This is a genomic window from Ralstonia edaphi, assembly GCF_958350185.1.
Taxonomy (GTDB): Bacteria; Pseudomonadota; Gammaproteobacteria; order Burkholderiales; family Burkholderiaceae; genus Ralstonia; species Ralstonia edaphi.
On sequence record NZ_CATWHI010000001.1, the window covers coordinates 522,716 to 545,986 of the forward strand.

Here is a 23,271-nt window from a genome sequence, read left to right on the forward strand (position 1 = left end):
ATCAATCGGTCGGGAAATCCTCTTCCCAATATTCCAGCAGGTTGCGTACGCCAGCGGTGTTCTCGCTGCGCGCGGCTTCTCGCATGCGCAGTTCGACGCGCCGGATCTTGCCCGAGATGGTTTTGGGCAGATCGGCAAATTCGATCCGGCGCACGCGCTTGTAGGAAGCCAATCGGCTGCGGCAAAAGCGGAGGATGTCGCGCGCCAGTTCCGGCCCGGCTTCGTGCCCCGCGCGCAGCACCAGGAAGGCTTTCGGCACGGCCAGGCGCAGCGGGTCGGGGCTCGGCACAACAGCAGCCTCGGCGATGGCGGGGTGCTCGATCAGCACGCTCTCCAGCTCGAACGGGCTGACTCGGTAATCCGATGCCTTGAATACGTCATCGGCGCGGCCGACGTAGGTCAGGTAGCCGCTGGCATCGCGCGCCGCAATGTCGGAGGTGTGATACACGCCGCCGCGCATCGCTTCGGCGGTTTTGTCGGCGTTGCCGGCGTAGCCTTCCATCAGGCCGGTCGGCCGTGCATTCAATTCGATGCAGATCTCCCCCTCTTCCGCCTCGTGGCCGTCGGGGTCGCGCAGCGTGATGCGGTAGCCCGGCAGCGGGCGCCCCATCGAGCCCGGCTTGACGGGCTGCCCCGGGCTGTTGCCGATCTGGCAGGTGGTTTCGGTCTGGCCATAGCCGTCGCGGATGGTGATGCCCCACGCGGCGCGCACCCGTTCGATCACCTCCGGGTTGAGCGGCTCGCCGGCGCCCACGAGTTCGCGCAGCGAGGGCTTCCACGCGGCCAGGTCTTCCTGGATCAACATGCGCCACACCGTGGGCGGTGCGCATAGTGTCGTCACCTTGGCCCGGCAGAGCACGTCGAGCGCCGCCTTGGGTTCGAAGCGCGCGTAGTTGTAGATGAAGACGGTGGCGCCGGCATTCCACGGCGCGAAGAAGCAGCTCCACGCGTGCTTGGCCCAGCCGGGCGAGCTGATGTTCCAGTGCACATCGCCCGGGCGCAGGCCGATCCAGTACAGCGTGGACAGATGCCCGACCGGATAGCTCGCCTGCGTGTGCATCACGAGTTTGGGTTTGGACGTGGTGCCGGACGTGAAATACAGCAGCAGCGGATCGCTCGCCTGCGTGGGCGCATCCGGCGTGAATTCGGCCGGGGCATCGTAGGCGTCTTCAAAGCGGTGCCAGCCGGCCGGCGCCTTGTCCGTACCGACCGCGATGCGCGTGAAGGTGCCCGATACCGCGTCGAGCTTGGCGCAATCCGTCGCGCCCACCACGACGTGGCTCACCTCGCCCATGGCAATGCGTTCGCGCAGGTCTTCGGCGGTGAGCAGCGTCGTGGCCGGGATGATGACCGCGCCGATCTTGATGCTGGCGAGCATCACGTCCCACAGCCCCGGCACGTTGCCGAGCATGAGCAGGATGCGGTCACCGCGCTGCACGCCCAGTGCCCGCAAATGGTTGGCGACGCGCGCCGAGCGCTCGGCCATCTGCGCGAACGACAGCCGCGTCTCGTTGCCTTGGTCGTCAACCACCCAGAGGGCGATCGCGTCGTTGCCGCGCGCCATGGTGTCGAAATAATCGAGCGCCCAATTGAAGCGGTCCAATTCGGGCCACGCAAAATCGCGCACGGCGGTGTCGTAATCCTCACGGTGCGCGAGCAGAAAGTCGCGGCACCGCAGGAAGGCATCCAGCGATGTCATGCCTGTCTCCTGAGGTTCGGAGCGTGTGATGCACGCTCCAACAGCACGCCTCGTCCGGGCGCTACAGTCCGGGCGCTACAGAAACGCACCTGCAACCGACATCGCCACTTATAGGAGGAATTCCTTCGCCAGACCAGCCCGGATTGTCCCGAGCCATGCGCTCATTGCGAGCGTGGCGGAAAGCGCAACGAACGGCCACCGCCCAGGCTCAGCCACGCCCAGGCCGTTGCGGCCATCACCACGCCCAGCACGACGATCCATTGCGCGCTGACGAGCATCAGCTCGATCGTGCCGGCCATGTCCGGCAAAATCTGCGGCCACGCGGGGGCAAGCCAGCCGTCGGCGTCGAACCATGCGCCGCGTCCGGCACCCGTGGCCAGCTCTACTGCCAGCAGCGCCGCGTTGACGGCCGCGAATGCCATGCCGCTGTGTGCCAGCAATCGGCTGAACACCGGCAGCTCATACAGCGGCTTCATATATTGGATGTGCCGCGTGAGCGACCACGCGCACACGATCAGCAGCGCAACGCTGATGGCCACCATCGGCGCCGGGCTGCGCAGGCACACGCCCAGCGCGATCCACGCCAGCGCATTGATCTCGTGGCGCCGATAGATGCGCAGTGCACGCGCGGCGTGCAGCAGGCCGATCGGCGGAACACCTGGGGGAACACCGGCAGACGCCATGATGTGCTCCATGAGCGGAGGTTGGTGCGGCGCCGCACGTCAGTAGCTGGGCAAACCGCAACTGCTTGCAGTGTACCGACGCGTTTTCAGCCGCGCGAGTTCAAACAGCATCTCTCCGCCAAATGACGGACACGCACCCCGCTCAGGCCTCGCGCAAATGCTCGATCAGCTGGCGCGCAAAGACGGGCAAGTCGTCGAAATGGCGCACGCAGATCCGCAGAAGGCGCGTCGCCCAGGCGTCGGTCAGGCGCACCCTGCGGATGCCCATGGAGCGCTGCAGCCGGATCGCCGCATGCTCGGGGATCACCCCCACGCCCACGTTGCGCTCCACCATGCGGCAGACGGCGTCGAAGCTGCGCAACCGCACGCGGTATTTGAGCCGATGGCCGGCGCGCGCAGCATGCCCTGCCAGATACGCCTGCAATGCGTTGTCGCCGGTCAGGCCGACAAAATCTTCCTGCAAGGTTTCAACGAAGGCCAGCTCGCGGCGCTCGGCCAGCGGGTGGTCGCGCGCGGTCACCAGCACGAGGCGGTCGTGGCGAAACGGAAAGGTCTCCAGCCCCGACAAGTCGACCGCGTCGTTGACGATACCGATGTCGGCGCGCCCCTGCGCAATCGCTTCGACAATCTCGTGGCTGACCAGCTCTTCCAGATCGACGTCGACTTCCGGATGGGCGGCCAGAAAAGCGCTGAGCGTTTCCGGCAAAAACTCGGTCATGGCGGCCGTGTTGGAAAGCAGCCGCACGTAGCCTTTGAGGCCACGCGCGTATTCCCCCAGCTCACCGCGCATGCGGTCCATCTGTTGCAGGACGACGCGGGCGTGGTGGACCAGGGTTCGGCCGGCCGCGGTGGTTTCCACGCCGCGACGATTGCGCGTGAGCAGCGGCACGCCCAGCGTGTCTTCCATGCCGCGGATGCGGGCGCTGGCCGACGCCAATGTCAGGTGTGCACGCTCGGCGCCTGCAGTGATGCTGCCCGCCTCGGCGGTGTGGAGAAAGAGTCGAAGGTCTGTGAGGTCGAAGCGCACAATGCGTCTCAAGTTGGCGTCAGCCTCAGTCCTGCACTGAGGCTCGGTCAATGTATCGCACATTGTGGCGGGGTCGCCAGTGTCGGAAACTGAGGCACCTAAAAACAGAACATCCCAGACATCGCCCCCAATGGAATCCGCCACGCTGCTGCTTTTTGGCGCGGGCCTGCTCGCCGGCATGATGAATGCGCTTGCCGGCGGCGGCTCGTTTGTCACCCTGCCCGCGCTCATGTTCGCGGGTGTGCCGTCCGTATTTGCCAATGCGTCGAGCACGGTCGCGCTCCTGCCCGGCGCGGCCACGTCGGCCTGGGCGTATCGCGCGGACTATCGCGGCTTTGGGCAGGTCTCGATGCGCGCCATGGTCGCCATCAGCCTGGTGGGCGGGCTGCTCGGCGCGCTGCTGCTGATGAACACGCCGTCTCGCGCGTTCGATTTCATCGTGCCGTGGCTGCTGCTGGTCGGCTCGCTGGCGTTCACCTTTGGCAAGCAGGCCGGTGCGTGGTTGCGCCGGCGCGTGCAGATCGGGCGGAAAACGCTGCTGGTCGCGCAAGGCGCGCTCGCCATCTATGGCGGCTACTTTGGCGGCGCGGTGGGAATCATGATGATGGCGGTCTGGGCACTGTTCGGCCACGACGACATCAAAGCATTGAACGCCTCGCGCACGCTGCTGGTGGGCGCGACCAACCTTGTGGCCGTGATCTGTTTTGCGCTGGCGAGGATGGTGTGGTGGCCGCAGACGCTCGTCATGCTGGTGGCCGCTGCGCTGGGCGGTTATCTCGGCGCGCATGTCGGCAAGCGCTTGCCGGTACCCGTTGTGCGGGCGTTGATTTCCACCTTCGGCTTTTCGATGACGGCGCTGCTGTTCTGGCGCGCCTGGTCGCACGCTTGAGCATGAGGAGAACCGCCATGTCGCACATGCAGCCTCATTCGACGCGCCGCACGGCCGTGCCACGCGCTCATCGCGATCCTCTAGCCTACCGGGCAGCGCGCAGTGCCTGGCACGCCCACATTACCGAAACCGCCTCTGCCGAGCCGGAAATGGCGGGGGCGCAAGCGGTGTTCTACATCGCGCGTGGTGTCGCGGTCTTGCTGGCCGCCCTATCGGTGGGCCTGGGAGCCCCATCCAATGACGCAGAGCCACGTTCCACGGCATACCCCTCTTCTTCGCACGCGACAGCGCGCTGAGCGCGCGCTATCATCCGCCCCCGCCGCAGCACAGATCCGGTAGCCGGCCGGACAAAGAAAAAGCCCGCGGGCCGGGGGGCGGGCGGGCTTAACATCTTCAGCCTTTGACGACGAAAGATGGTCGGGTGTGCTTTGTGAACGAGCAATGCGCCGGAATTCACAAAGCGAGGCCATTATAAAAAGTGCGCGCTCCCCGCCATACCCCAACAACGAGGGGGGTCCGTGTCGTTTTCTGATTAATCCCTGAGCGCTGCTTCCAATAGTTGAGGCGTCAGCAAGCCGCTCGATGCGTGGCGCTTACCGTCCGGGCGCAGGATGATCGTACGCGGCATCTCGCCCTGCCAGCCGGGGTCGAGCGCGGCGCGCAGGCGTTCCGGCATGTCTTCGGCATTGGCGTATTGCGGCACGCGGGCAATGTCGATCTTCCTGTCGCTGGCCAGCGGCGCCAGCGCGCGGTTCAGCATCTCGGCCTGGTCGGGGCCGTCCATCGACACCATCACCACATCGACGTTCTTCTTGGCCGTGCGCCGCCATTGCGCGATACGGGCGATGTTCTCGCGGCAGTAACTGCATTCCAACGACCAGATTTCGACGATGAGCGGCCGCGCATGTGGCGTCTGCAGCAGTGCTGGCACATCGTGCGCGAGCAGCGGCCGAAACTGCAGCGCGCCTGCGGCCTGCGCGGTGAAGGCGGCAGCAGATAACGCCGCGCCAATCGCAAACGATTTCCATCGTCCCTTCATTTCGATGCCTCCAATGATGGATTGGACGGACTGACATTGCCGATATCAATCAACCGGTAGCCCTCGGCCTGCGTGCGCCACGACAGATAGACATAGCCATCGCGTGCGAGCAGTTGCGGGTGGTCGCTGCCGCCATTGGTGCTTGTCACGCTGGCGGGCGCTGTCCAGTGTGCGCCGCCGTCCGTGGATTTGCGCAGCAGGATCTGCATGCGGTCGTCGGCAAATTGTTTCCAGACCAGCCACAGCGCGCCGTCCGCAGCGAGTAGCGCGGGGTGCGATGCCTGCGCGCCGGCTTGTGGCGAACCGGCAAAACCCCAAGCGCCGCCGATCGGTTTGCCGTCGGCCGAGAGCCGGCTGTAAAACAGGCCCGGCTTGTCCTGCTGCACAGAGAACCACGCCATGTGCCGCACGCCATCGGCCGTGACGGCCAACGCGGGGCCATGGTGCGGACACGCATCCACGCGCCAGTCCGAGAACGTCGCGCGCGTGACGGCAAGCGGCGTGTTATCGATCGGTAATGTTGCCAATGCGTGGTCGCGAATCTGCCCGGCAAACACGTTGCGCCACAGGGCGAGCATGTGGCCGTCGGCATCGGGCGCGAGCGCAATGCGGCAGCATTCGCAGGTCTGGTCGATGATCTTGCGCTCGGGCGCAAAGGTGGCGCCGCGGTCGGTCGAAACGGTGTAGTACACCGCCGCGCCGTCGTACGGCTGTTTGGCTGCCTGCGCGCGCAGGAGGTCGCGCTTGTCGATCCATGTGACGAAGATGCGGCCGGCGCTGTCGACCGCAATCGAATCGAAGCGGTGCGTGATCGGCTGGCGATCGTGGTGGACAGTGACCGGCGCGCTCCACGTCTTGCCGCCGTCGAGCGAGCGCGAGAAACGCACGAAACCCGTATACGGCGCATCGAGCGGGCGCGACCAGCTCACATACAGCGCACCGTCCGGGCTGGCGATGACTTTCGGGCGGTTCTCGCCGTCGGTATAGATCGGTTCCGGTTGCGGGTTCACGCGCTGCGGCACGGACAGCGTCTTGCCCAGATCGTCGGACGACGCGACCACCACGTGCTGCCCTTCCGCCCACGTCACCCACAGGCGCCCTGCCTTGTCGAACGCGGCCGTCGTGGCGAGCTGCGGTTTGGCGGCCGGCTTGGCTGCCATGGCGCCGTGGTCGTGGCCTTCATGCGCTGGCGCCACCGTGGCCGCCAAGGCCAGCAGCGCACCGGCAAGGAATCGAGGAATCGACTGCATTACAGACGCCATTTCAGTTGTCCATAGAAGGTGCGCGACGGATACGGGTGGTACACGAAATACCGCCGGTCGGTCAGGTTATCGACGCCCAGCGCCAGCGTGATGTGCTTGTCGATACGGTAGCTGGCCTTGAGGTCCACGGTGAAGAAGCTGCTGGTGCCGCCGTAGACGTTCGGCAGCACATCGGTGTTGTCGAGCGTGCCGTATTGGCGGCCGGAGTAACGCATGCCCGCGCCGACCGTCCAGTCCGGCGTGGCATGCCAACTCGCAAAGAGATTGGCGCGCACGCGCGGCATGCGCGGCCAGGTCTTGTCGACGTAGGTCGGGTTGGCGGCATCGGCCAGCGTCTTCGACTGCGTGAAGGCGACGTTGGCCTCGACGTCCACGCCACGCAGGCCTGCGCCCTGCAAGACGTCCTGCCCGGAGTACGCCAGTTCAATGCCGCGCGTGCGCACGCGACCGACGTTCTGCACGTTCGTCACGTTGGGCGTGACGGTGATGTTGGTCTGCGTGTAGATGCTGTCGCGCACGTCGCTCTGGAACAGGCTGGTACGCAGCACGCCGTACGGCACGGCCTGCTCGACGGTGAAGTCGAAATCATTGGCGCGTTCAGGCTTGAGATTCGGATCGTTGTTGACGATCGTGTTGCCGCTGATCGTGCCCTGGAACAGCTCCGCCACCGTCGGAAAGCGCACGGCGCGGCCGTACGACAGGCGCAGCAGCGTGTCTTGCGTGGCCTGCCACTGAATGGCCGCCTTGGGCGAAAACGCGTCTTCGGTGCGGCTGGCGTAGCCCAACGTACTCGTGCCGTTGCCCAGCTGGCCGTTGTAGGCGCGCCAGCTTTCGTAGCGCAGGCCCAGCGTGGCGAGCCAGCGCGGCGCAAACGCCCAGGCATCCTGCAGGAAGACGGCCTGCGTTTGCGTGTCGCCCTGGTAGCTGGATTTGAGCGTGGAGAGCGTTTCCGTCGACCAGTTCGTCGCGTTGAAGGTCTGGTTGCGCAGGTGGTATTGGTCGTAGTGGTAACCGGTCGTGAAGGTATGGCCGGACACCGTGGGCGACGTCGCCTTGATGTCGAAGTTGGACCAGCCGGTGCCGTCGCCGTAGAACACCGTGCCGGGCCCATTGCCGGCCGCCGTGTTCGACGCGCGAAGGATGTCGCGCGAAACGTTGTAGGCCGACGCGTTGGTGTCGATCTTCCAGCCACCGATCTTGCCCTTCACACCCAGGCCGTAGAGCCAGTTTTCCTGGTCGCCGTTTTGCGGGGCGAAGGTGTTCGGGGCGATCGTGTACGGCGTGCCGTTGATCAGCACATTGCCGCCCGTGACGGTGTTGCCGGCCGCATCGCGCAGGAAGCTGAGCGCCTGGTCGTTGAAATGGTTTTCCCAATGGCCCAGCGTGAGCGATGCTTCCAGGCTGTCGCTGAACACGTAGCCGAGTCGCAACGTCTCCTGCAGCTGCTGCGTGCGCTCGAGCATCTGCGGCCCGAGAATCACGCGGGGCTGGCCGTTGGGACCAAGATCCTGCCGCGCACCCGTGACCGGCACCGGCGTGCCGCCCGCGGTGAACCTCGAGTTGGGCGTGGCGTATTGCATCGGCTGGCTGTCGTTCTCCAGCCGGTCGACCGACAGCGCATACCAGAACTTGCCGATGCGGTCGCCCAGCGATGCGCTTTCGTGGTTTCCGGTGACGTTGCGCGAAAAGCCGTAAGCATCGTTGTAATGCTGGCTCATCACCTGCGTCTGCGCGGCGGCCTCGAATTTTTCGGGGCGGCGCAATGTCATCGCGATGGTCGTGCCCATCGAGTTGCCGGGCAGCAGCGCCGAGAACGGCCCATACAAAATATCGACGCGCGCCAGGTCATCCGGCCCGACCATCGACCAGCGCGGCGGGAAGCTGTAGCTGGAGCCCAGCAGGTTCGAAAGCAGGATGCCGTCGGCATACAGCAGGCCGCGTGCACTTTGAATCTCGTTGAAGTCGCGGCCGGCAAAGATGGAGTTGCGGTCGCCAATGAAGCGGCGGCGCACCATCACGTTGGGCTGGTATTTGACGGCGTCTTCGGTGGTGACGACGTTGCGGTCGGCCAGTTGATCGGCTGTGACGCTTTGCACGACGGCTGGCGTATTGCGCGCGAATGGCGCAGGGTTGGCGTTGGCCCGTACCACGGTGGGCGCAAGTTCCTGCATGACGGGCACGGGCGCAGATGCCGCGTCCTCGGCGGCAAAAGCGGACAGCGGTGCCGCCGCGCTCAGCGCGAGCGCTGCACGGCACACCAGCGTGCGCTTAGGGGCGGCGGCCCCGGCGCGCTTGTGGAATGACATCGGAAAGGTCTCCGGATTGCGATGGCGCTGGCCCCAACGAGGGCCGAACGCAAAGGCGCCACGGCATTACGTCCGCGGGCGCGTCAGATCGACAACGACGGAGACACAGGAGGCGCGCGCGACTCGGCCACGCGCAGCGCACTGCGCGCGTACACGGGCGCCGGGGTGGCCGGCTGCCGCACGCGATAGACAAAATGGGCGGAAGGAACATCCAGCGCCGGCAACGAGGCGAGCGCCAACCCGGCGGCAAACCCCGGGCAATACAGACAGTGCGCCACGCTGTGGTGGGCGGCCGAATCGTCGGCAGAGCCATCGCCAGGCACATCGATGGCGACCTGGACAGTGCTGCCATGCGGTGCCGTTGCGCTGCACAGCTCGACGGCCAGCGTGCCCGTGGCCGCCGCACGAGCGGAAGCGAGCACCGGCGACAGTACGTTCAGTACGATCGCAAGCCAGACGAGGAAGAGCCAACGGCGATGGAGCATGGATGGACAACGTCAGAATGTGTGGAGTATAGCGCTGCACACAGTTCCCCGAATTGCCTGCGGCACAGTGCCGCGCAAGGGCGGGATCGCCGAAGAACGACTGGCAATTCGATCGGAATTAGCCTTAATTATTGGATCAACTATAATTTATACCGATTTCCATAATCAGGTCTAAAACAGGGCTTTCCATGGATTCCCGACTCGACTCCGGCGATACCAGCCGCTTCAACTTCCACCGCCAGGACCTTGCCAACACGCTGTGCGACAGCCTGGAAGGCAAGGGGCTGGCCGACGCGCGCTCCGGGCTCTTCCTCGCGGCGCCCCGGCGCACGGGCAAAAGCACGTTCCTGCGCGAAGACCTGGTGCCGGAGGTCGAACGCCGCAAGTGGATCGCCATCTACGTCGATTTATGGGCCGACCGCGCCCGCGACCCCGGCCTGCTCATCGCCGACGCCATCAAATCGAAGCTGGCCCAGTTCGACGGGCCGATCGCGAAGCTCGCCAAGCAGGCCGGCATGGAGAAGGTCGACGTGCTGCGCACCTTCACCTTCAACCTCGGCAAGATCGGGCTGCCGCCGGGCATCACCCTGGCCGACGCGCTGGATGTGCTTTACAAGGCGGTGCAGCGGCCCGTCGTGCTGATCATCGACGAGGCGCAGCACGCGCTGTCCACCGAGGCCGGCACCAACGCCATGTTCGCGCTCAAGGCCGCGCGCGACCAGATGAACCAGGGGGTGGAAGAACCGCGCCTCTTTCTCGTCTTTACGGGGTCGAACCGCGACAAGCTCGCCAACCTGCTGCTCAATCGCACGCAGCCGTTTTTCGGCTCGCGCGTGACCAACTTCCCGCTGCTGGGGCGGCCGTATGTGTCGGCGTATACGGCCTGGGTCAACCAGCACCTGGCGCCGAACAACCAGTTCAAGGAAGACGACATGTTTGCCGCCTTCCAGCTGGTCGGGCACCGGCCGGAGATGCTCAAGGGCATCGTCAGCGAGATCGCCCTGGAGCTGGGCGAAGCCGCCAGCCTGGGAGAGCTGCTCAAGCGGGGCGCGCAGGGTTTTCGGGACCGCATCTGGGGCGAGATCGAAAGCGATTACAGCGCGCTGACGGAAATCCAGCGCGCCGTGCTGGCGGTGCTGATCGAGCGCGGGCAAGGCTATTCGCCGTTTTCGGAAGACTCGATGAAGGCGTATGCGGCCAAGCTCGGTCACAGTGAGTTTTCCACCGCCACTGTGCAGGCCGCGCTGGACGCGCTGCGCGACAAGAACCTGATCTGGAAGGAATCCCGCGGCGCCTACGCGCTGGAAGACGAAAGCCTGGCGCTGTGGTTTCGCGAGACGCGTGGCGCGCATGCCGTGCCCCCGAAGCTGAGCAAATAGCGCGTCTGGGGCGATCATCCCGCGGCACGCAATGGCTTGTGCCCGCTACACTGGACAGACGACACAACAATATTCGGGGAGCAGCCAAATGGCACGCAATCACACCACGTGGCGCGCGCTCGCGGCCGCGTTTTTTCTGCTGACGGGTACGGGCGCCGCTGTCGCGCAAGACGCAACGCCCGCACAGGCACAGGCCGCGGCACCGAACTGTCCGCCGCCCGCCTCCAGCTTCATCCCGAAGGACGGCTGGGCCGCCGCCGCACAACGCGCGACCGACCACGGCCTGCTCTGGCGCATCGAAAAGAACGGTCACACCTCGTGGCTCTACGGCACGATCCACGTGGCGCGGGCCGACTGGATGCTGCCCGGCCCCACCGTGCGCAGCGCGCTTCAGCAGGTCGACAGCATCGCGCTCGAACTCGACCTGCTCGACAAGGACACCGACCGCAAACCGCTGACCGCGCACAACAGCGCCGAAGACGGCCGACTCCTGACCGGCCGTCGCGGCGAACGCTTCAACAAGCTGCTCTCGGCGGCGTGCCTGCCCGACACGGCGCTCACACAGATCCGCAAGTTCCAGCCGACCATGCAGCTGGCCTCGCTAGCGGTGCTGGGGGTGCGCACGGACGGGCTCTATCCGGATTTCGGCATCGACCTGTTTCTCACCACCTACGCCAAGAGCGTGCACCTGCCGATCGTGCCGCTCGAAACGCTGGCGCAGCAGGTGCGCGTGCTCAACGAGATCGTGCCGAAGAACGAGGTTGCGCAGCAATTCGATACCGTGCTCGACGCGATTGAATCCGGCGAGGCGCGCACGCAGACGCTCACGCTCGCCAATGCATGGGCCGACAGCGACATCAGTACGCTCGAGCACTACCCGCAGTGGTGCGATTGCCTGAAGACGGCGTCGGACAAACGCGCCTTCCGGCGCCTGGTGACGAACCGCAACCGCGCCATGGCCGAAAACATCGCGCGCGTGCACAACAGCGGCCAGCGCGTGTTTGGCGCCGTGGGGGCGCTGCACATGATCGGACCCAAAGGGATTCCCGCGCTGCTGGCAGCACGCGGGTACAAGGTCACGCCGGTGTTGCCGGCACCCGAGCCGCGTTAGGCCGCGCGCGTTTTCGCTATTCGGTCAGCGCTATTCGGTCAGCCCTATTCCGTCAGCGCTTTGCCGGCGGCGTCGATCCAACGGCCGCCGCCAGTTCGGCATGCGCGGCCAAGTCAGCCCGGCGATGCTTGACCGTCGTACTGGCCGGATACTTGCCCAGGAAGTTGCCGTTCTTCCAATCCTTCGACGGGCGGATCGGCCGCGCCGTAAAGCCGCCGCCGCAGTTCGGGCAGACATTGCCGAACACGCCGTCCGCGCACGTCGCGCAGAACGTGCATTCGAATGAGCAGATGCGCGCGTGCTTCGCGTCGGGCGGCAGTGCGGTGTTGCAGTGTTCGCAGGTCCGGCGGAGTTCGAGCATCGTGTCTTCGGTGTGGTGAATCAGTTAATGGCAGCCAGGATGCGCTGCGCGCAGGCTTCGTCGGTCACAAGACCGGTCAGCCAGCCGCCCCGCAAGGCCGCCCCGATCGCGCCCGCTTTCGCCACGCTGCCGGCAACGGCGATGACGGGGCGAGACGGCATCGGCTTGAGCGGCAAACTGGTGATGCGGGTCTGCAAGGGCACCTCCAGCAAGCAGCCCTGGGCGTCGATCGGCCGGCCGATCAGCTCCCCCGCCGCGCCATGGGCGAGCAGATCGTCAACATCCTTCTCGCTGATGAAGCCGTCGACCTGCAATGGGCACCCCGGCTCGATCGTGCCGACACCGATGAAGGTGACATCCGCCTGCGCCGCCAGATCGGCCACCACGCCGTAGAGCCGGTGGTGACACCACTGCCGCGTGTCTTCGGCGCTGTCGGCAACGAGCGGCGCGGGCAGCAGGTAGTAGCGGCTGCGGGTTTTCTCCGCCGCGGCGAGCGCAACGTCGTAGCGGTTGGAGGACCCATCCGCCGCAATCGCCCCGACCATCGAGACGATGCGGTGTTGCGGCCGGTCAAGGTCGGGCAGTTGGTCGATCGCGGCGCGCAGCGTGCGGCCGGAGCCGACGTTCACCACGCGCGGCGCGTCGGCCAGCAGGTGGCGCTCCATGACTTCCGCGGCGGCCACGGCGATCATGCGTTGGGCGGCGTCCGCATTGTCGGCATTGGCGGGCACCACGTGGCAGGTCTCCAGCCGGAAACGGCTGCGCAGGCTCTCGGCCAGCTCCAGACACGCCGACACCGGGTGCGTCACGCGCACCTTCACCAGCCCATGCTCCACCGCATAGGCGACCAGCCGCTGGGCGATCTGGCGCGACACGCCCAACTGCTCGGCGATGTCCTGTTGCGTGTGGTTGCCCACGTAATAGAGCCACGCCGCGCGGGCGGCCTGGTCTCGTTTCTCTTGCTGCTTGGACACGCAGCGCCTCCTCTAGTACCTCGGCGATATGGGATGCATCGTAGCGTGCTTTTGCCCTTTCAACGAGCATTTGCTTGACAAGCGCAACATCGCATCCGATTATTTGCTCACAACACGGACAATTGCTCAAGCCCCGAAGCAAGTCCCGGCGGTGCGCCCGCATCGCCACATTCCAAGAAAGGAGACGACTGCATGTTCCGCACGCTTCTGCGCGGGATGGCCCGCCCATCCCGGCTACTCAAGCTGACCGCCTTCGCTGCCCTCCCGGCCTTCACCGCCATTTCCGCGCACGCCGCGCCCACCACGCTCACCATCGCCACGATCAACAACCCAGACATGATCGTGCTGCAGAAACTGTCGAGCCAGTTCGAGCAGGCGCATCCCGATATCAAACTGCGCTGGGTCACGCTGGAAGAAGGCGTGCTGCGTCAGCGCGTGACCACCGACATCGCCACCGGCAGCGGCCAGTTCGACCTGATGACGATCGGCGGCTACGAAGCGCCGCTGTGGGCCAAGAAGGGCTGGCTCACGCCGCTGGACATGCCCGCCAGCTACGACATGGCCGATCTGTTGCCGACGGTGCGCGATGGTCTGTCGCAGGGCGGCAAGCTCTTCGCCGTGCCCTTCTATGCCGAAAGCTCGATGACGTACTACCGGCGCGATCTGTTCAGCGCAGCGGGCCTGAAGATGCCCGAGCAACCGACGTATGACGACATCGCCAAGTTCGCCGCCAAGCTCCACGACCCGGCCAAAGGGGTGTACGGCATCTGCTTGCGCGGCCGTGCGGGCTGGGGCGAAAACATGGCGCTAGTGTCGACGATGGTCAACACGTTCGGCGGCCGCTGGTTCGACGAGAAATGGCAGCCGACCATCGATACGCCGCAGTGGAAACAGGCGGTCAACACATATGTCGACCTGCTGAAGAAATACGGCCCGCCCGGTGCAAGCAGCAACGGCTTCAACGAAAACCTCGTGCTGTTTTCGGGCGGCAAGTGCGGCATGTGGATCGACGCCACCGTCGCGGCCGGCATGGTCAGCAGCGCGAAGGATTCCAAGGTGGCCGACAAGGTGGGCTTTGCGAATGCGCCCGTCGCGAGCACACCGAAGGGCTCGCACTGGCTGTGGATCTGGGCGCTCGCGGTGCCGAAGTCGTCGAAATCGCCGGAGGCTGCCAAGACGTTCGCGGCCTGGGCGACATCGAAGGACTACATCCGCGCCGTGGCCAAGGCGCAGGGCTGGGGCGAGGTGCCGCCGGGCACGCGCGCATCGACGTATGACGACCCGGCCTACCAGAAAGCCGCGCCGTTCTCGGGCTTCGTGCGCCACGCCATCGAAACGGCCAACCCGAACGATCCGTCCGCACAGAAAGTGCCCTACACCGGCGTGCAGTTCGTGACGATTCCGGAGTTCCAGTCGCTGGGCACGGTGGTCGGCCAGGCAATCGCCGGCGCGCTCACGGGCAAGACGACCGTGGACGACGCGCTGCGTGTCTCGCAATCGCAGGCACAGCGTGCGATGCGCCAAGGCGGCTATCTGAAGTGATGCAGCCGCTGCTGCGCCCGGAGGTGTCATGGAACATGTATTGGAGTCGCGGGTGAACGGCATGGGCGGCACGCCGTCACCCGCCCAGCCCGTACAACCACAAAACGGCGCGCGGCGCTGGCTGCCGACGCTGCTGGTGTCGCCGTCGGTGCTGGTGCTGCTGTTGTGGATGACGGTGCCGCTGGCGATGACGCTGTATTTCTCCGTCAGCCGCTACAACCTGCTCAACCCCGATCAGACCGGCCTGGCGGGGCTCGACAACTACCGCTTCCTGATCGAGGACCCCGCCTTCTGGCCGGCCATCGGCAACACGCTCGTGCTGATCGGCTCGGTGCTGGTGATCAGCGTCGTGGCCGGCACGCTGCTGGCGGTGCTGTTCGACCAGCCGTTCGCGGGGCGCGGTGTGGCACGCATTCTCGTGATCAGCCCGTTCTTTGTCATGCCGACGGTGGCCGCGCTCATCTGGAAGAACATGATGCTGCACCCCGTGTACGGGCTGGCCGCCTGGGTGGCGCGCTTGTTCGGCGCCGAGCCGGTGGACTGGCTGGCCACGCATCCGATGCTTTCCGTGATCATCATCGTGGCGTGGCAGTGGACGCCGTTTGCCTTCCTGATCCTGCTGACGGCGCTGCAATCGCTCGACCCCGAGCAGAAGGAAGCCGCGCAGCTCGACGGCGCGAGCCCCGTGCGCATCTTCTGGCACATCGTGCTGCCGCACCTGAAGCGCGCGATTGCGGTGGTAGTGATGATCGAAACCATCTTCCTGCTGTCGATCTTTGCCGAAATCCACACCACCACCGCGGGCGGCCCCGGCACGGCCACGACCAACCTCGCCTACTTCGTCTACAGCCTCGGCCTGCAGCAGTTCGACATCGGCATTGCGTCGGCCGGCGGCATCGTGGCCGTGGTGCTGGCAAACGTGGTGGCGTTCTTCCTCGTCCGCATGTTGGCCCGCAACCTCAAGGGAGTGCACGAGCAATGAGCACCCTGACCTCAACCTGGCGCACGCGGCTGGCCGGTGTGCTGGCGTGGGCGATTGCCCTGGCGCTGTTCTTCCCCATCGCCTGGGCGGCGGTGACCGCCTTCAAGACCGAGCAGGACGCCTATACGCCCACGCTCCTGTTCACGCCGACGCTCGACAGCTTCCGCGAGGTGCTGGAGCGCGCGCACTACCCGAGCTTCCTCGGCAACTCGCTGGCGGTATCGATCATCTCCACGTTGCTGGCCCTGGCGATTGCCATTCCGGCGGGCTATGCGATGGCGTTCTTCCCGAACAAGCGCACGCAGCAGGTGCTGCTGTGGATGCTGTCGACGAAGATGATGCCGGCCGTGGGCGTGCTGCTGCCGGTGTACCTGCTGGCAAAAACGGCGGGGCTGCTGGATTCCATCACCGCGCTCGTCATCGTCTACACGCTCGCCAACCTGCCGATTGCCGTGTGGATGGTCTTCACCTACTGCAACGACGTGCCGCGCGAGATTCTGGAGGCCGCGCGCATGGACGGCGCCAACCTCTGGCAGGAACTCGTCTACGTGCTGCTGCCGACGATGCTGCCGGGGCTCGCCTCTACCGCGCTGCTCCTGCTGATCCTGTCGTGGAACGAAGCCTTCTGGAGCCTGAACCTGACGAGCATCGATGCCGCGCCGCTCACCGTATTCATCGCGTCGTACTCGAACCCCGAGGGGCTGTTCTGGGCGAAGCTGTCTGCGGCCTCGGTCCTGGCCATTGCGCCGATCCTCGTGCTGGGCTGGCTGGCACAACGGCAACTCGTGCGCGGCCTGACGTTCGGGGCCGTGAAATGACGCCACATGCCAACGAATATGCCAACGCGCGCCCGCCCGCCTACCTGATCTGCGATTGCGACGGCGTGCTGATCGACAGCGAATCGGTGGCGCTGCGCGCGCTGATCCGCTCGCTCGGTCCGCACGTGCCGCATCTATCGTCCGCCGCGCTGGAAGAAGCGCTCGAGCCGCGCCTGGGCATGAACACGATGGCGCTGCTGACCGAGCTGCAGAGCAGCATCGGCTTTCATCTGTCCGACACGCAACTGGCCGGCGTGCAGGCCGATGTCGAACACGACTGCGCCACGCAATCGCAGCCCGTGCCCGGCATTGCCAACCTGCTGGCCGCGCTGCCGCAGCCCAAGGCCGTCGCCAGCAACAGCAGCCGTCCGCGCATTGAAGCAAGCCTGCGCAGAGCGGGCCTGCTCGACGTATTTGGCCCGCACATCTATAGCGCCTACGAAACAGCGCGGCCCAAGCCGGCACCGGATGTGTACCTCGCCGCCTGTGCGGGCCTGGGCGCCAGCCCCACGCAATGCCTGGTCATTGAAGACAGCGACACCGGCGTGCGCGCCGCCCGCGCCGCCGGCCTGACCGTATTCGGCTTTGCCGGCGTCGCACATGTACCGGCAGTTGCCACACAGCGCCTGCTGGCTGCCGGCGCACGCCACGTCTTTACCGACACGCGGGCCCTGGCCGACGCGCTGACGTCGACGCTCGCCACGCCCGCCTGATCCGCACACAGAACACGCCCAAGGAGACCTCGCCATGGCCAGCCTGACCCTGCGCAATCTGCAGAAGCGTTACGAGCAGAACACCGTCCTGCACGACATCAACCTCGACATTGCCGATGGCGAATTCGTCGTCTTCGTCGGCCCATCGGGCTGCGGCAAGTCGACATTGCTGCGCACGATTGCGGGCCTGGAGGGCATCGATGGCGGCGACCTGTTGATCGGCGATACGCGCGTGAACGACGTGGTACCCGCCAAGCGCGGCATTGCAATGGTGTTCCAGTCGTACGCGCTATACCCGCACATGAGCGTGTACGACAACATGGCCTTTGGGCTGAAGCTCTCCGGCATGAAGCGCGAAGCCATCGACGCTGCCGTACGCCGCGCTGCCGAAGTGCTGCACATCGATGCCCTGCTCGATCGCAAGCCGCGCCAGCTCTCCGGCGGGCAACGCCAGCGCGTGGCTATCGGTCGCGCCATCACCCGCGAGCCCAAGGTCTTCCTGTTTGACGAGCCGCTCTCCAACCTCGATGCCGCGCTGCGCGTGAAGATGCGCCTCGAGTTTGCCCGCCTGCACGACGCACTGAAGACCACCATGATCTACGTCACGCACGATCAGGTGGAAGCCATGACGCTGGCCGACAAGATCGTCGTGCTGCGTGACGGACGCATCGAACAGGTCGGCTCTCCGCAGACGCTGTATCACCATCCGGCCAGCCAGTTTGTGGCCGGCTTCATCGGCTCGCCCAAGATGAACTTCCTGCGTGGCGTCGTCGATCGTGCCGATGCGTCGGGCGTCTCCGTGGCGCTCGGGGGCGGCCAACAGCCGGTGGCCGTGTCCCCGGGCGAGCTGCGTGCGGGGGACGCCGTCACGCTCGGCATCCGCCCGGAGCATCTGCATCTCGACGCGGCCGGCAGCCTGCGGGGCACCGTCACGCATATCGAATCCCTGGGCGACGTGGCCTATCTGCATGCCGACTGCGAAGCCGCACCCGACGGCCTTGTGCTGCGCGTGCCGGAATCGACGCGGCTCGCGCACGGCAGCGCCATCACGTTGTCTGCCGACGCCGCGCACTGCCATCTGTTCGACGCCGAAGGCCGCGCGCTGCCGCGCCTGCAAGCCCAACAGTCCCAACAGGCCGCCTGAGTTTCACACCGCAACGTTGCACGCCCCGACCATGCCTTCCCCCAACGCTTCTTCCACCTGGCTGCACCTGGGTGCCGGCTCGTTCCATCGCGCGCACCAGGCGTGGTATCTGCATCGCCTTCGCGAGACCGGCGGCACATCGTGGCGCCTGGCGCTTGCCAATATCCGCGACGATGCCGGCACGCTGCTGCATGACCTCGCTGCCCAGCACGGCGCTTACACGCTGGAGACGGTCGACACCGCCGGTCATCGCCAATACACGCGCATCGAGTCCATCGACGCGGTCGTGCCGTGGGATGCCGAACTTGCGGCACTGTGCGAGATCGGCGCGGCACCCGACACGCGCGTGATCTCGTTCACCGTGACGGAAGGCGGCTATTACCTCGACCAGCAGCACCAGCTCGACGCCACGCAGCCGGACATCGCCGCCGACCTGCGCGGCAGTGCCTGCACGCTCTACGGCGCACTGGCGCGCCTGCTGCGCCTGCGTTTGCAGCGCGGCGGCGCTCCGCTCACGCTGCTCAATTGCGACAACCTGCGCCACAACGGCGAGCGCTTCCGAAGCGGCTTGCGCCAGTTCCTCACGCTGCGGGGCGAGCCCGGCGACAGCGACCTCATCGCATGGCTGGACGCGCACACCAGCACGCCCAACACGATGGTCGACCGCATCACGCCGCGCCCCACCGACGCCTTGCGCCAACGGGTGGCCGCACAAACCGGCTCGCAAGACCGCTGCCCCGTGATGGCCGAAACCTTTGCGCAATGGGTGGTAGAAGACGACTTCCGCGCCGGGCGGCCCGCGCTCGAACGCGTGGGCGTGGACTTCGTCGCCTCGGTGCTGCCGTACGAGGAAGCGAAGATCCGCGTGCTCAACGCCAGCCATAGCTGCATCGCGTGGGCCGGCACGCTCCTCGGGCTGCACACCATCGATGAAAGCGTGGCCGTGCCGTCCATCCACCGCATGGCGAGCGCCTATGTGACCGACGATGTCATCCCGTGTCTCACGGCCAACCAGCCCTGCCCCATCGACCTGGCCGCCTACCGCGACACCGTGCTCGACCGTTTCGCCAATCCGCACATCCGTGACACCAACCAGCGCGTGGCGGCAGACGGCTTTTCGAAAATTCCCGGGTTCATTACGCCCACCCTGGCGGAGTCCTTTGCGCGCGGGCATGTGCCCCTTGCCACGGCGATGCTCCCGGCGCTGTTCTTCGTCTTCCTGGAGCGCTGGCAAGCGGGCACGCTGCCGTATGCCTACCAGGATGGCCAGTTCGATCCGGTTGCCGCGCGCGCCATGCTGGAGGCAGACGACCCGGTTGCCGAGTACTGCCGGAACACTGCACTGTGGGGCAGCCTCGCGGGCACGGAAGCGCTCACGGGCCTTGTCCGCAACGCCATCGAGCGTGTGCGGGCGTGGCTGGCAGTCGAACAAGCCGCCACTGCCGGCTAATCATCAGCAAACGCAACGGCGGATTCGCGCGACAATCCACGGTTCAAGCAACCGGACCCGGCGGCCTCATGTACCTCGGCATCGATCTCGGAACCTCGGAAATCAAAGTGCTGTTGCTAGACGCGGCGGGCACCATCGTCGGCACAGCCGGCGAGCCGCTCACCGTATCGCGGCCGCATCCGGGCTGGTCCGAGCAAACGCCGGAAGACTGGTGGCAGGCCACCACTGCCGCCATAGGCAAGCTGCGCGACACGGCGCCGGAAGCCTTTGCCGCCACACGCGCCATCGGACTGTCGGGGCAGATGCACGGCGCGGTGCTGCTCGACGCGCGCAACCGCGTGCTGCGCCCTGCCATGCTGTGGAACGACACCCGCAGCACCGCCGAATGCCTCGAACTCACCCGCCGCGTGCCTAACTTGCACGCCGTTGCCGGCAACCTGGCGATGCCCGGTTTTACCGCGCCGAAGCTGCTGTGGAGCGCGCGCCATGAACCCGACGTGTTCAGCGCCATCGATTGCGTGCTGCTGCCCAAGGACTACCTGCGCCTGCGCCTGACGGGTGAACGCGCGTCCGACCCGTCGGATGCGGGCGGCACGCTGTGGCTCGACATGGCACGACGCACGTGGTCTGACGAACTGCTCGCCGCGACGGGCTTGTCATGCAGCCAGATGCCGCGCCTGGTGGAAGGCAGCGCGCCCAGCGGCACGCTGCTGCCCGCGGTGGCCGACGCATGGGGCCTGCCGCGTGGCGTTGTCGTTGCCGGCGGCGGCGGCGATGGCGCGGCCAGCGCCGTGGGCATCGGCGCGACCCAGCCGGGCGATGGCTTTCTGTCGCTCGGCACGTCGGGCGTGATCTTTGTCGTCAATGACCGCTTCCGCCCGAACCCGGCCCAAGCCGTGCACGCGTTCTGCCATGCGCTGCCGGGACGCTGGCACCAGATGAGCGTGATGCTGTCTGCCGCAAGCTGCCTGCGTTGGTTCTGCCGGCTGACGAGCGTGCCGGAAGCCACGCTGCTGCCTGAGATCGCTGCGCTGGCTGAATCCGAACGCCAGTCAGCGCCGTTCTTCCTGCCCTACCTCAGCGGCGAGCGCACGCCGCACAACGATGCGTTTGCGCAAGGGCATTTTCACAACCTCACGCATGCCAGCGACCGCGCCGCGCTCGGTTACGCCGTGCTCGAAGGCGTCGCCTTTGGCATGGCGGATGGGCTGGACGCCTTGCGCGCAGCCGGCACGCAGGTGGCCTCGCTCTCGTTTGTGGGCGGCGGCTCGCGCAGCCCGTTCTGGGCGCAATTGCTGGCTGACACGCTCAACACCGAACTGACGACCCATGTCGGCAGCGAAGCCGGCGGCGCGCTCGGTGCCGCGCGCCTGGGCTGGATGGCCGACGGCGGCGTCGAAGCGGCCGTCTGCGCCAAGCCGCCCGTGCAAGCCACGTATCGGCCCGATGCCGCACGCCACGCGCGCCTTGCCGAACGGCTGTCGACATTCCGTGCGCTGTATCGGCGCGCTTCACCGCTGCCAGTCGCGCCTTCTGCCCAAACTTCCGATCTCCCCTTGCCTGCATGTCCGACGCCCTGCCCTTGCCCCGCCTCGTCGTCTTTGGCGAAGCGCTGACCGATTTCCTGCACCAAGGCAACGGCCAATGGCTCGCCCGGCCAGGCGGCGCGTGCTGGAACGTGGCGCGCGTGGCGGCGCGTCTGGGTGTACCCACGGGCTACGCGGGCGCCATCAGCAACGACGTGTTCGGCGATGCGCTCTTCGCCGATTCCCAGGCCGCCGGGCTCGACCTGCGCTATCTGCAGCGCGTGGATCGCTCGCCGTTACTGGCGATGGTCACGTCGACCCAGCCGCCGCACTACTTCTTCGTCGGCGATGACAGCGCCGACCTGCATTTCGATGCGCAAGCCCTGCCAGCCGGCTGGCAAACCGCCGTGGAGATCGCCCACTTCGGCTGCATCAGCCTGGCGCGCGAGCCGCTCGGCAGCCGCCTCGTGGCGCTGGCCGAAACGCTGGCCGCGCAAGGCACCCGCATCACCTTCGACCCGAACTGGCGCACGGCGATGGACGCACCGCACTACGCGCCACTGCTGCTGCGCATGGCCGCCATCGCATCGGTCATCAAGGTGTCGGATGAAGATTTGCGCCACCTGTTTCCCGGGGATGCCGATCCGCTGACCACGCTGCGCACCCTCGCGCCGCAGGCCGACATCCTGCTCACGCTCGGGGCGGAGGGCATGGAATGGCTGGCAGCGGCGCACGGCGAGCAAGACGATGCGCGTATCGCCCAACCGGCCTTTGCCGTACGGGTGGCAGACACCGTCGGCTGCGGCGATGCCGCGATGGGCGCTTGGCTGGCGAGCCAGCTGCAGTCGCCCGAGGCGCCACCGCAGGCGCATCTGCGCCAAGCCGCAGCGGCGGCCGCCCTCACCGCCACGCGCGCCGGCGCGTATGCCGGCACGCAAGCCGAAATCGATGCGCTGCTGGAGGCGCACACCGCCTCGCCCGCCTGAGACCGGGCGACCATCGCGGCAGCGCCGCCCCACATGCCACAATCGGCGCCGTCTGCGTCTTGATTGCTTCGGGGCCCGCTTTGGAACTGCTTCGTATTGCCGTGCTGTTCGCCGTCACCGCCGTGGCGGAAATCGTCGGTTGTTATCTGCCGTGGCTCGTGCTGCGGCAAGGCAAGCCGATCTGGCTGTTGCTGCCGGCGGCCGCCTCACTGGCGCTGTTTGCGTGGTTGCTGACATTGCATCCGACCGCGGCCGGCCGCACCTATGCCGCATACGGCGGCGTGTATATCGCCGTGGCACTGGTGTGGCTGCGTCTGGTCGACGGCGTGACGCTCACCCGCTGGGATATCGGCGGCGCGGCCATTGCGTTGACGGGGATGGCGGTGATTGCCCTGCAACCGCAGGCCAACTGATCGGATTGCGCGCCACATTGAGGATTTCCTGAGCGAAACGGAACCCTAAGCCACAGCCAGAATCGGAGGGTGGATCATTGCTGCGGCCGCCGCGTTGCACGCCGGTCGCCCCTCATCCAACCGCTTTGTCCCGGAGGCCGCGATGCCTGCCAATACCCTCAAACACCTCGTCGTGGCCACGATGCTGATGTCCGCAGCGATGACGGCCTCGGCCCTGACCACGTCAACGTTCACCTTCACCGATCAGGACCTGCAAGGGATGCTCGCCCACAGCCAGCCTCCGCAGGCCGCCCAGCAGCCGAAGCCAGCCGAACCCGCCGCTACAGAGAGGCTCAGTGTCGGCCTGAGCGATCCGGGCACGCAGCTTGTGCTGCCCTGGTTCCTGGCGGATCTGGTGGATGCGGTCAACCGGCGGGCATCGCCGCAGGACTTCGCGAAAAAGCTGCGGGACGGGATCTGATCGGCCACCGCCGTCAGCGTTC

General features: G+C 66.4%; 22 protein-coding genes. 13 read left to right on the forward strand and 9 right to left on the reverse strand.

Annotation, left to right across the window (positions count from 1 at the left end; all coding sequences use genetic code 11):
- Position 1: 1 nt before the first annotated feature.
- The 3 genes from R2669_RS02290 to R2669_RS02300 form a co-directional block, all read right to left on the reverse strand.
- Entirely contained in the window at positions 2 to 1,699 is a 1,698-nt protein-coding gene (locus R2669_RS02290; protein WP_316898311.1) for an AMP-binding protein, read from the reverse strand.
- Positions 1,700 to 1,860: 161 nt separating this feature from the next.
- Positions 1,861 to 2,382, reverse strand: coding sequence for a hypothetical protein (locus R2669_RS02295; RefSeq protein WP_316898312.1), 522 nt, complete (start codon positions 2,380 to 2,382; stop codon positions 1,861 to 1,863).
- Between the two features lie 142 nt (positions 2,383 to 2,524).
- Complete coding sequence (locus R2669_RS02300) at positions 2,525 to 3,409, reverse strand: LysR family transcriptional regulator (protein ID WP_147218306.1); 885 nt, start codon at positions 3,407 to 3,409, stop codon at positions 2,525 to 2,527.
- A 130-nt stretch (positions 3,410 to 3,539) separates the two neighbouring features.
- On the opposite strand from R2669_RS02300, the gene R2669_RS02305 reads away from it, so the two are divergent.
- The gene (locus R2669_RS02305; protein WP_316898313.1) at positions 3,540 to 4,298 is read left to right on the forward strand and encodes a sulfite exporter TauE/SafE family protein; all 759 of its coding nucleotides are present in this window, start codon (positions 3,540 to 3,542) and stop codon (positions 4,296 to 4,298) included.
- Between the two features lie 532 nt (positions 4,299 to 4,830).
- Here R2669_RS02305 and R2669_RS02310 read toward each other — a convergent pair.
- From R2669_RS02310 to R2669_RS02325, 4 genes are all read right to left on the reverse strand, one after another.
- Positions 4,831 to 5,337: a redoxin domain-containing protein gene (locus tag R2669_RS02310; protein WP_316898315.1), complete on the reverse strand. Its 507-nt coding sequence runs from the start codon at positions 5,335 to 5,337 to the stop codon at positions 4,831 to 4,833.
- Complete coding sequence (locus tag R2669_RS02315) at positions 5,334 to 6,587, reverse strand: sialidase family protein (protein ID WP_316898317.1); 1,254 nt, start codon at positions 6,585 to 6,587, stop codon at positions 5,334 to 5,336. The genes R2669_RS02310 and R2669_RS02315 overlap by 4 nt, the downstream gene beginning before the upstream one ends.
- The gene (locus tag R2669_RS02320) at positions 6,587 to 8,905 is read right to left on the reverse strand and encodes a TonB-dependent receptor (protein ID WP_147218314.1); all 2,319 of its coding nucleotides are present in this window, start codon (positions 8,903 to 8,905) and stop codon (positions 6,587 to 6,589) included. The genes R2669_RS02315 and R2669_RS02320 overlap by 1 nt, the downstream gene beginning before the upstream one ends.
- An 83-nt stretch (positions 8,906 to 8,988) precedes the next feature.
- A complete protein-coding gene (locus R2669_RS02325) occupies positions 8,989 to 9,390 on the reverse strand; it encodes a DUF2946 domain-containing protein (protein WP_147218316.1) in 402 nt (133 codons plus the stop codon).
- Positions 9,391 to 9,578: 188 nt separating this feature from the next.
- Here R2669_RS02325 and R2669_RS02330 point away from each other — a divergent pair, with 188 nt between their 5' ends.
- Together R2669_RS02330 and R2669_RS02335 are read left to right on the forward strand one after the other, a co-directional pair.
- Entirely contained in the window at positions 9,579 to 10,769 is a 1,191-nt protein-coding gene (locus tag R2669_RS02330; protein ID WP_316876537.1) for an ATP-binding protein, read from the forward strand.
- 88 nt (positions 10,770 to 10,857) lie between these two features.
- Positions 10,858 to 11,880, forward strand: a complete 1,023-nt coding sequence (locus R2669_RS02335; protein WP_316876538.1) for a TraB/GumN family protein — start codon at positions 10,858 to 10,860, stop codon at positions 11,878 to 11,880.
- 52 nt (positions 11,881 to 11,932) lie between these two features.
- Here R2669_RS02335 and R2669_RS02340 read toward each other — a convergent pair whose 3' ends face one another.
- Together R2669_RS02340 and R2669_RS02345 are read right to left on the reverse strand one after the other, a co-directional pair.
- Complete coding sequence (locus tag R2669_RS02340) at positions 11,933 to 12,241, reverse strand: DUF1272 domain-containing protein (RefSeq protein ID WP_316898319.1); 309 nt, start codon at positions 12,239 to 12,241, stop codon at positions 11,933 to 11,935.
- Between the two features lie 20 nt (positions 12,242 to 12,261).
- A complete protein-coding gene (locus tag R2669_RS02345) occupies positions 12,262 to 13,215 on the reverse strand; it encodes a sugar-binding transcriptional regulator (RefSeq protein ID WP_316898321.1) in 954 nt (317 codons plus the stop codon).
- 216 nt (positions 13,216 to 13,431) lie between these two features.
- On the opposite strand from R2669_RS02345, the gene R2669_RS02350 reads away from it, so the two are divergent.
- The 10 genes from R2669_RS02350 (at position 13,432) to R2669_RS02395 (ending at position 23,249) form a co-directional block, all read left to right on the forward strand.
- Complete coding sequence (locus R2669_RS02350; protein ID WP_410003895.1) at positions 13,432 to 14,757, forward strand: ABC transporter substrate-binding protein; 1,326 nt, start codon at positions 13,432 to 13,434, stop codon at positions 14,755 to 14,757.
- A gap of 28 nt (positions 14,758 to 14,785) precedes the next feature.
- Positions 14,786 to 15,739 (forward strand): carbohydrate ABC transporter permease, encoded by a 954-nt coding sequence (locus R2669_RS02355; RefSeq protein ID WP_410003894.1) that lies wholly within the window; start codon positions 14,786 to 14,788, stop codon positions 15,737 to 15,739.
- A complete protein-coding gene (locus tag R2669_RS02360; protein WP_147218326.1) occupies positions 15,736 to 16,557 on the forward strand; it encodes a carbohydrate ABC transporter permease in 822 nt (273 codons plus the stop codon). The genes R2669_RS02355 and R2669_RS02360 overlap by 4 nt, the downstream gene beginning before the upstream one ends.
- Positions 16,554 to 17,270 carry an HAD family hydrolase gene (locus tag R2669_RS02365; protein ID WP_316898323.1) on the forward strand — a complete coding sequence of 239 codons (717 nt, stop codon included), beginning with the start codon at positions 16,554 to 16,556 and terminating at the stop codon, positions 17,268 to 17,270. The genes R2669_RS02360 and R2669_RS02365 overlap by 4 nt, the downstream gene beginning before the upstream one ends.
- A 34-nt stretch (positions 17,271 to 17,304) precedes the next feature.
- Complete coding sequence (locus R2669_RS02370) at positions 17,305 to 18,414, forward strand: ABC transporter ATP-binding protein (RefSeq protein WP_316898325.1); 1,110 nt, start codon at positions 17,305 to 17,307, stop codon at positions 18,412 to 18,414.
- A 31-nt stretch (positions 18,415 to 18,445) separates the two neighbouring features.
- Positions 18,446 to 19,864 (forward strand): D-arabinitol 4-dehydrogenase, encoded by a 1,419-nt coding sequence (gene dalD, locus R2669_RS02375; RefSeq protein WP_316898327.1) that lies wholly within the window; start codon positions 18,446 to 18,448, stop codon positions 19,862 to 19,864.
- A 68-nt stretch (positions 19,865 to 19,932) separates the two neighbouring features.
- Positions 19,933 to 21,480, forward strand: a complete 1,548-nt coding sequence (gene xylB, locus R2669_RS02380) for a xylulokinase (RefSeq protein WP_316898328.1) — start codon at positions 19,933 to 19,935, stop codon at positions 21,478 to 21,480.
- Positions 21,429 to 22,376, forward strand: a complete 948-nt coding sequence (locus R2669_RS02385) for a carbohydrate kinase family protein (protein ID WP_316898330.1) — start codon at positions 21,429 to 21,431, stop codon at positions 22,374 to 22,376. The genes xylB and R2669_RS02385 overlap by 52 nt, the downstream gene beginning before the upstream one ends.
- Before the next feature lie 80 nt (positions 22,377 to 22,456).
- Complete coding sequence (locus R2669_RS02390; protein ID WP_232039858.1) at positions 22,457 to 22,789, forward strand: YnfA family protein; 333 nt, start codon at positions 22,457 to 22,459, stop codon at positions 22,787 to 22,789.
- A gap of 142 nt (positions 22,790 to 22,931) precedes the next feature.
- Positions 22,932 to 23,249, forward strand: a complete 318-nt coding sequence (locus tag R2669_RS02395) for a hypothetical protein (protein WP_316898332.1) — start codon at positions 22,932 to 22,934, stop codon at positions 23,247 to 23,249.
- Positions 23,250 to 23,271: the final 22 nt, after the last annotated feature.

What these genes read in the sequence shown, in the direction of transcription:
- R2669_RS02340 (WP_316898319.1), bottom strand. Translation starts at nt 12,241, where the DNA reads ATGCTCGAACTCCGCCGGACCTGCGAACACTGCAACACCGCACTGCCG.
- R2669_RS02310 (WP_316898315.1), bottom strand. Translation starts at nt 5,337, where the DNA reads ATGAAGGGACGATGGAAATCGTTTGCGATTGGCGCGGCGTTATCTGCT.
- R2669_RS02315 (WP_316898317.1), bottom strand. Translation starts at nt 6,587, where the DNA reads ATGCAGTCGATTCCTCGATTCCTTGCCGGTGCGCTGCTGGCCTTGGCG.
- xylB (WP_316898328.1), top strand. Translation starts at nt 19,933, where the DNA reads ATGTACCTCGGCATCGATCTCGGAACCTCGGAAATCAAAGTGCTGTTG.
- R2669_RS02325 (WP_147218316.1), bottom strand. Translation starts at nt 9,390, where the DNA reads ATGCTCCATCGCCGTTGGCTCTTCCTCGTCTGGCTTGCGATCGTACTG.
- R2669_RS02290 (WP_316898311.1), bottom strand. Translation starts at nt 1,699, where the DNA reads ATGACATCGCTGGATGCCTTCCTGCGGTGCCGCGACTTTCTGCTCGCG.
- dalD (WP_316898327.1), top strand. Translation starts at nt 18,446, where the DNA reads ATGCCTTCCCCCAACGCTTCTTCCACCTGGCTGCACCTGGGTGCCGGC.
- R2669_RS02360 (WP_147218326.1), top strand. Translation starts at nt 15,736, where the DNA reads ATGAGCACCCTGACCTCAACCTGGCGCACGCGGCTGGCCGGTGTGCTG.
- R2669_RS02350 (WP_410003895.1), top strand. Translation starts at nt 13,432, where the DNA reads ATGGCCCGCCCATCCCGGCTACTCAAGCTGACCGCCTTCGCTGCCCTC.
- R2669_RS02330 (WP_316876537.1), top strand. Translation starts at nt 9,579, where the DNA reads ATGGATTCCCGACTCGACTCCGGCGATACCAGCCGCTTCAACTTCCAC.
- R2669_RS02320 (WP_147218314.1), bottom strand. Translation starts at nt 8,905, where the DNA reads ATGTCATTCCACAAGCGCGCCGGGGCCGCCGCCCCTAAGCGCACGCTG.
- R2669_RS02295 (WP_316898312.1), bottom strand. Translation starts at nt 2,382, where the DNA reads ATGGCGTCTGCCGGTGTTCCCCCAGGTGTTCCGCCGATCGGCCTGCTG.
- R2669_RS02355 (WP_410003894.1), top strand. Translation starts at nt 14,786, where the DNA reads ATGGAACATGTATTGGAGTCGCGGGTGAACGGCATGGGCGGCACGCCG.
- R2669_RS02335 (WP_316876538.1), top strand. Translation starts at nt 10,858, where the DNA reads ATGGCACGCAATCACACCACGTGGCGCGCGCTCGCGGCCGCGTTTTTT.
- R2669_RS02365 (WP_316898323.1), top strand. Translation starts at nt 16,554, where the DNA reads ATGACGCCACATGCCAACGAATATGCCAACGCGCGCCCGCCCGCCTAC.
- R2669_RS02305 (WP_316898313.1), top strand. Translation starts at nt 3,540, where the DNA reads ATGGAATCCGCCACGCTGCTGCTTTTTGGCGCGGGCCTGCTCGCCGGC.
- R2669_RS02395 (WP_316898332.1), top strand. Translation starts at nt 22,932, where the DNA reads ATGCCTGCCAATACCCTCAAACACCTCGTCGTGGCCACGATGCTGATG.
- R2669_RS02385 (WP_316898330.1), top strand. Translation starts at nt 21,429, where the DNA reads ATGTCCGACGCCCTGCCCTTGCCCCGCCTCGTCGTCTTTGGCGAAGCG.
- R2669_RS02370 (WP_316898325.1), top strand. Translation starts at nt 17,305, where the DNA reads ATGGCCAGCCTGACCCTGCGCAATCTGCAGAAGCGTTACGAGCAGAAC.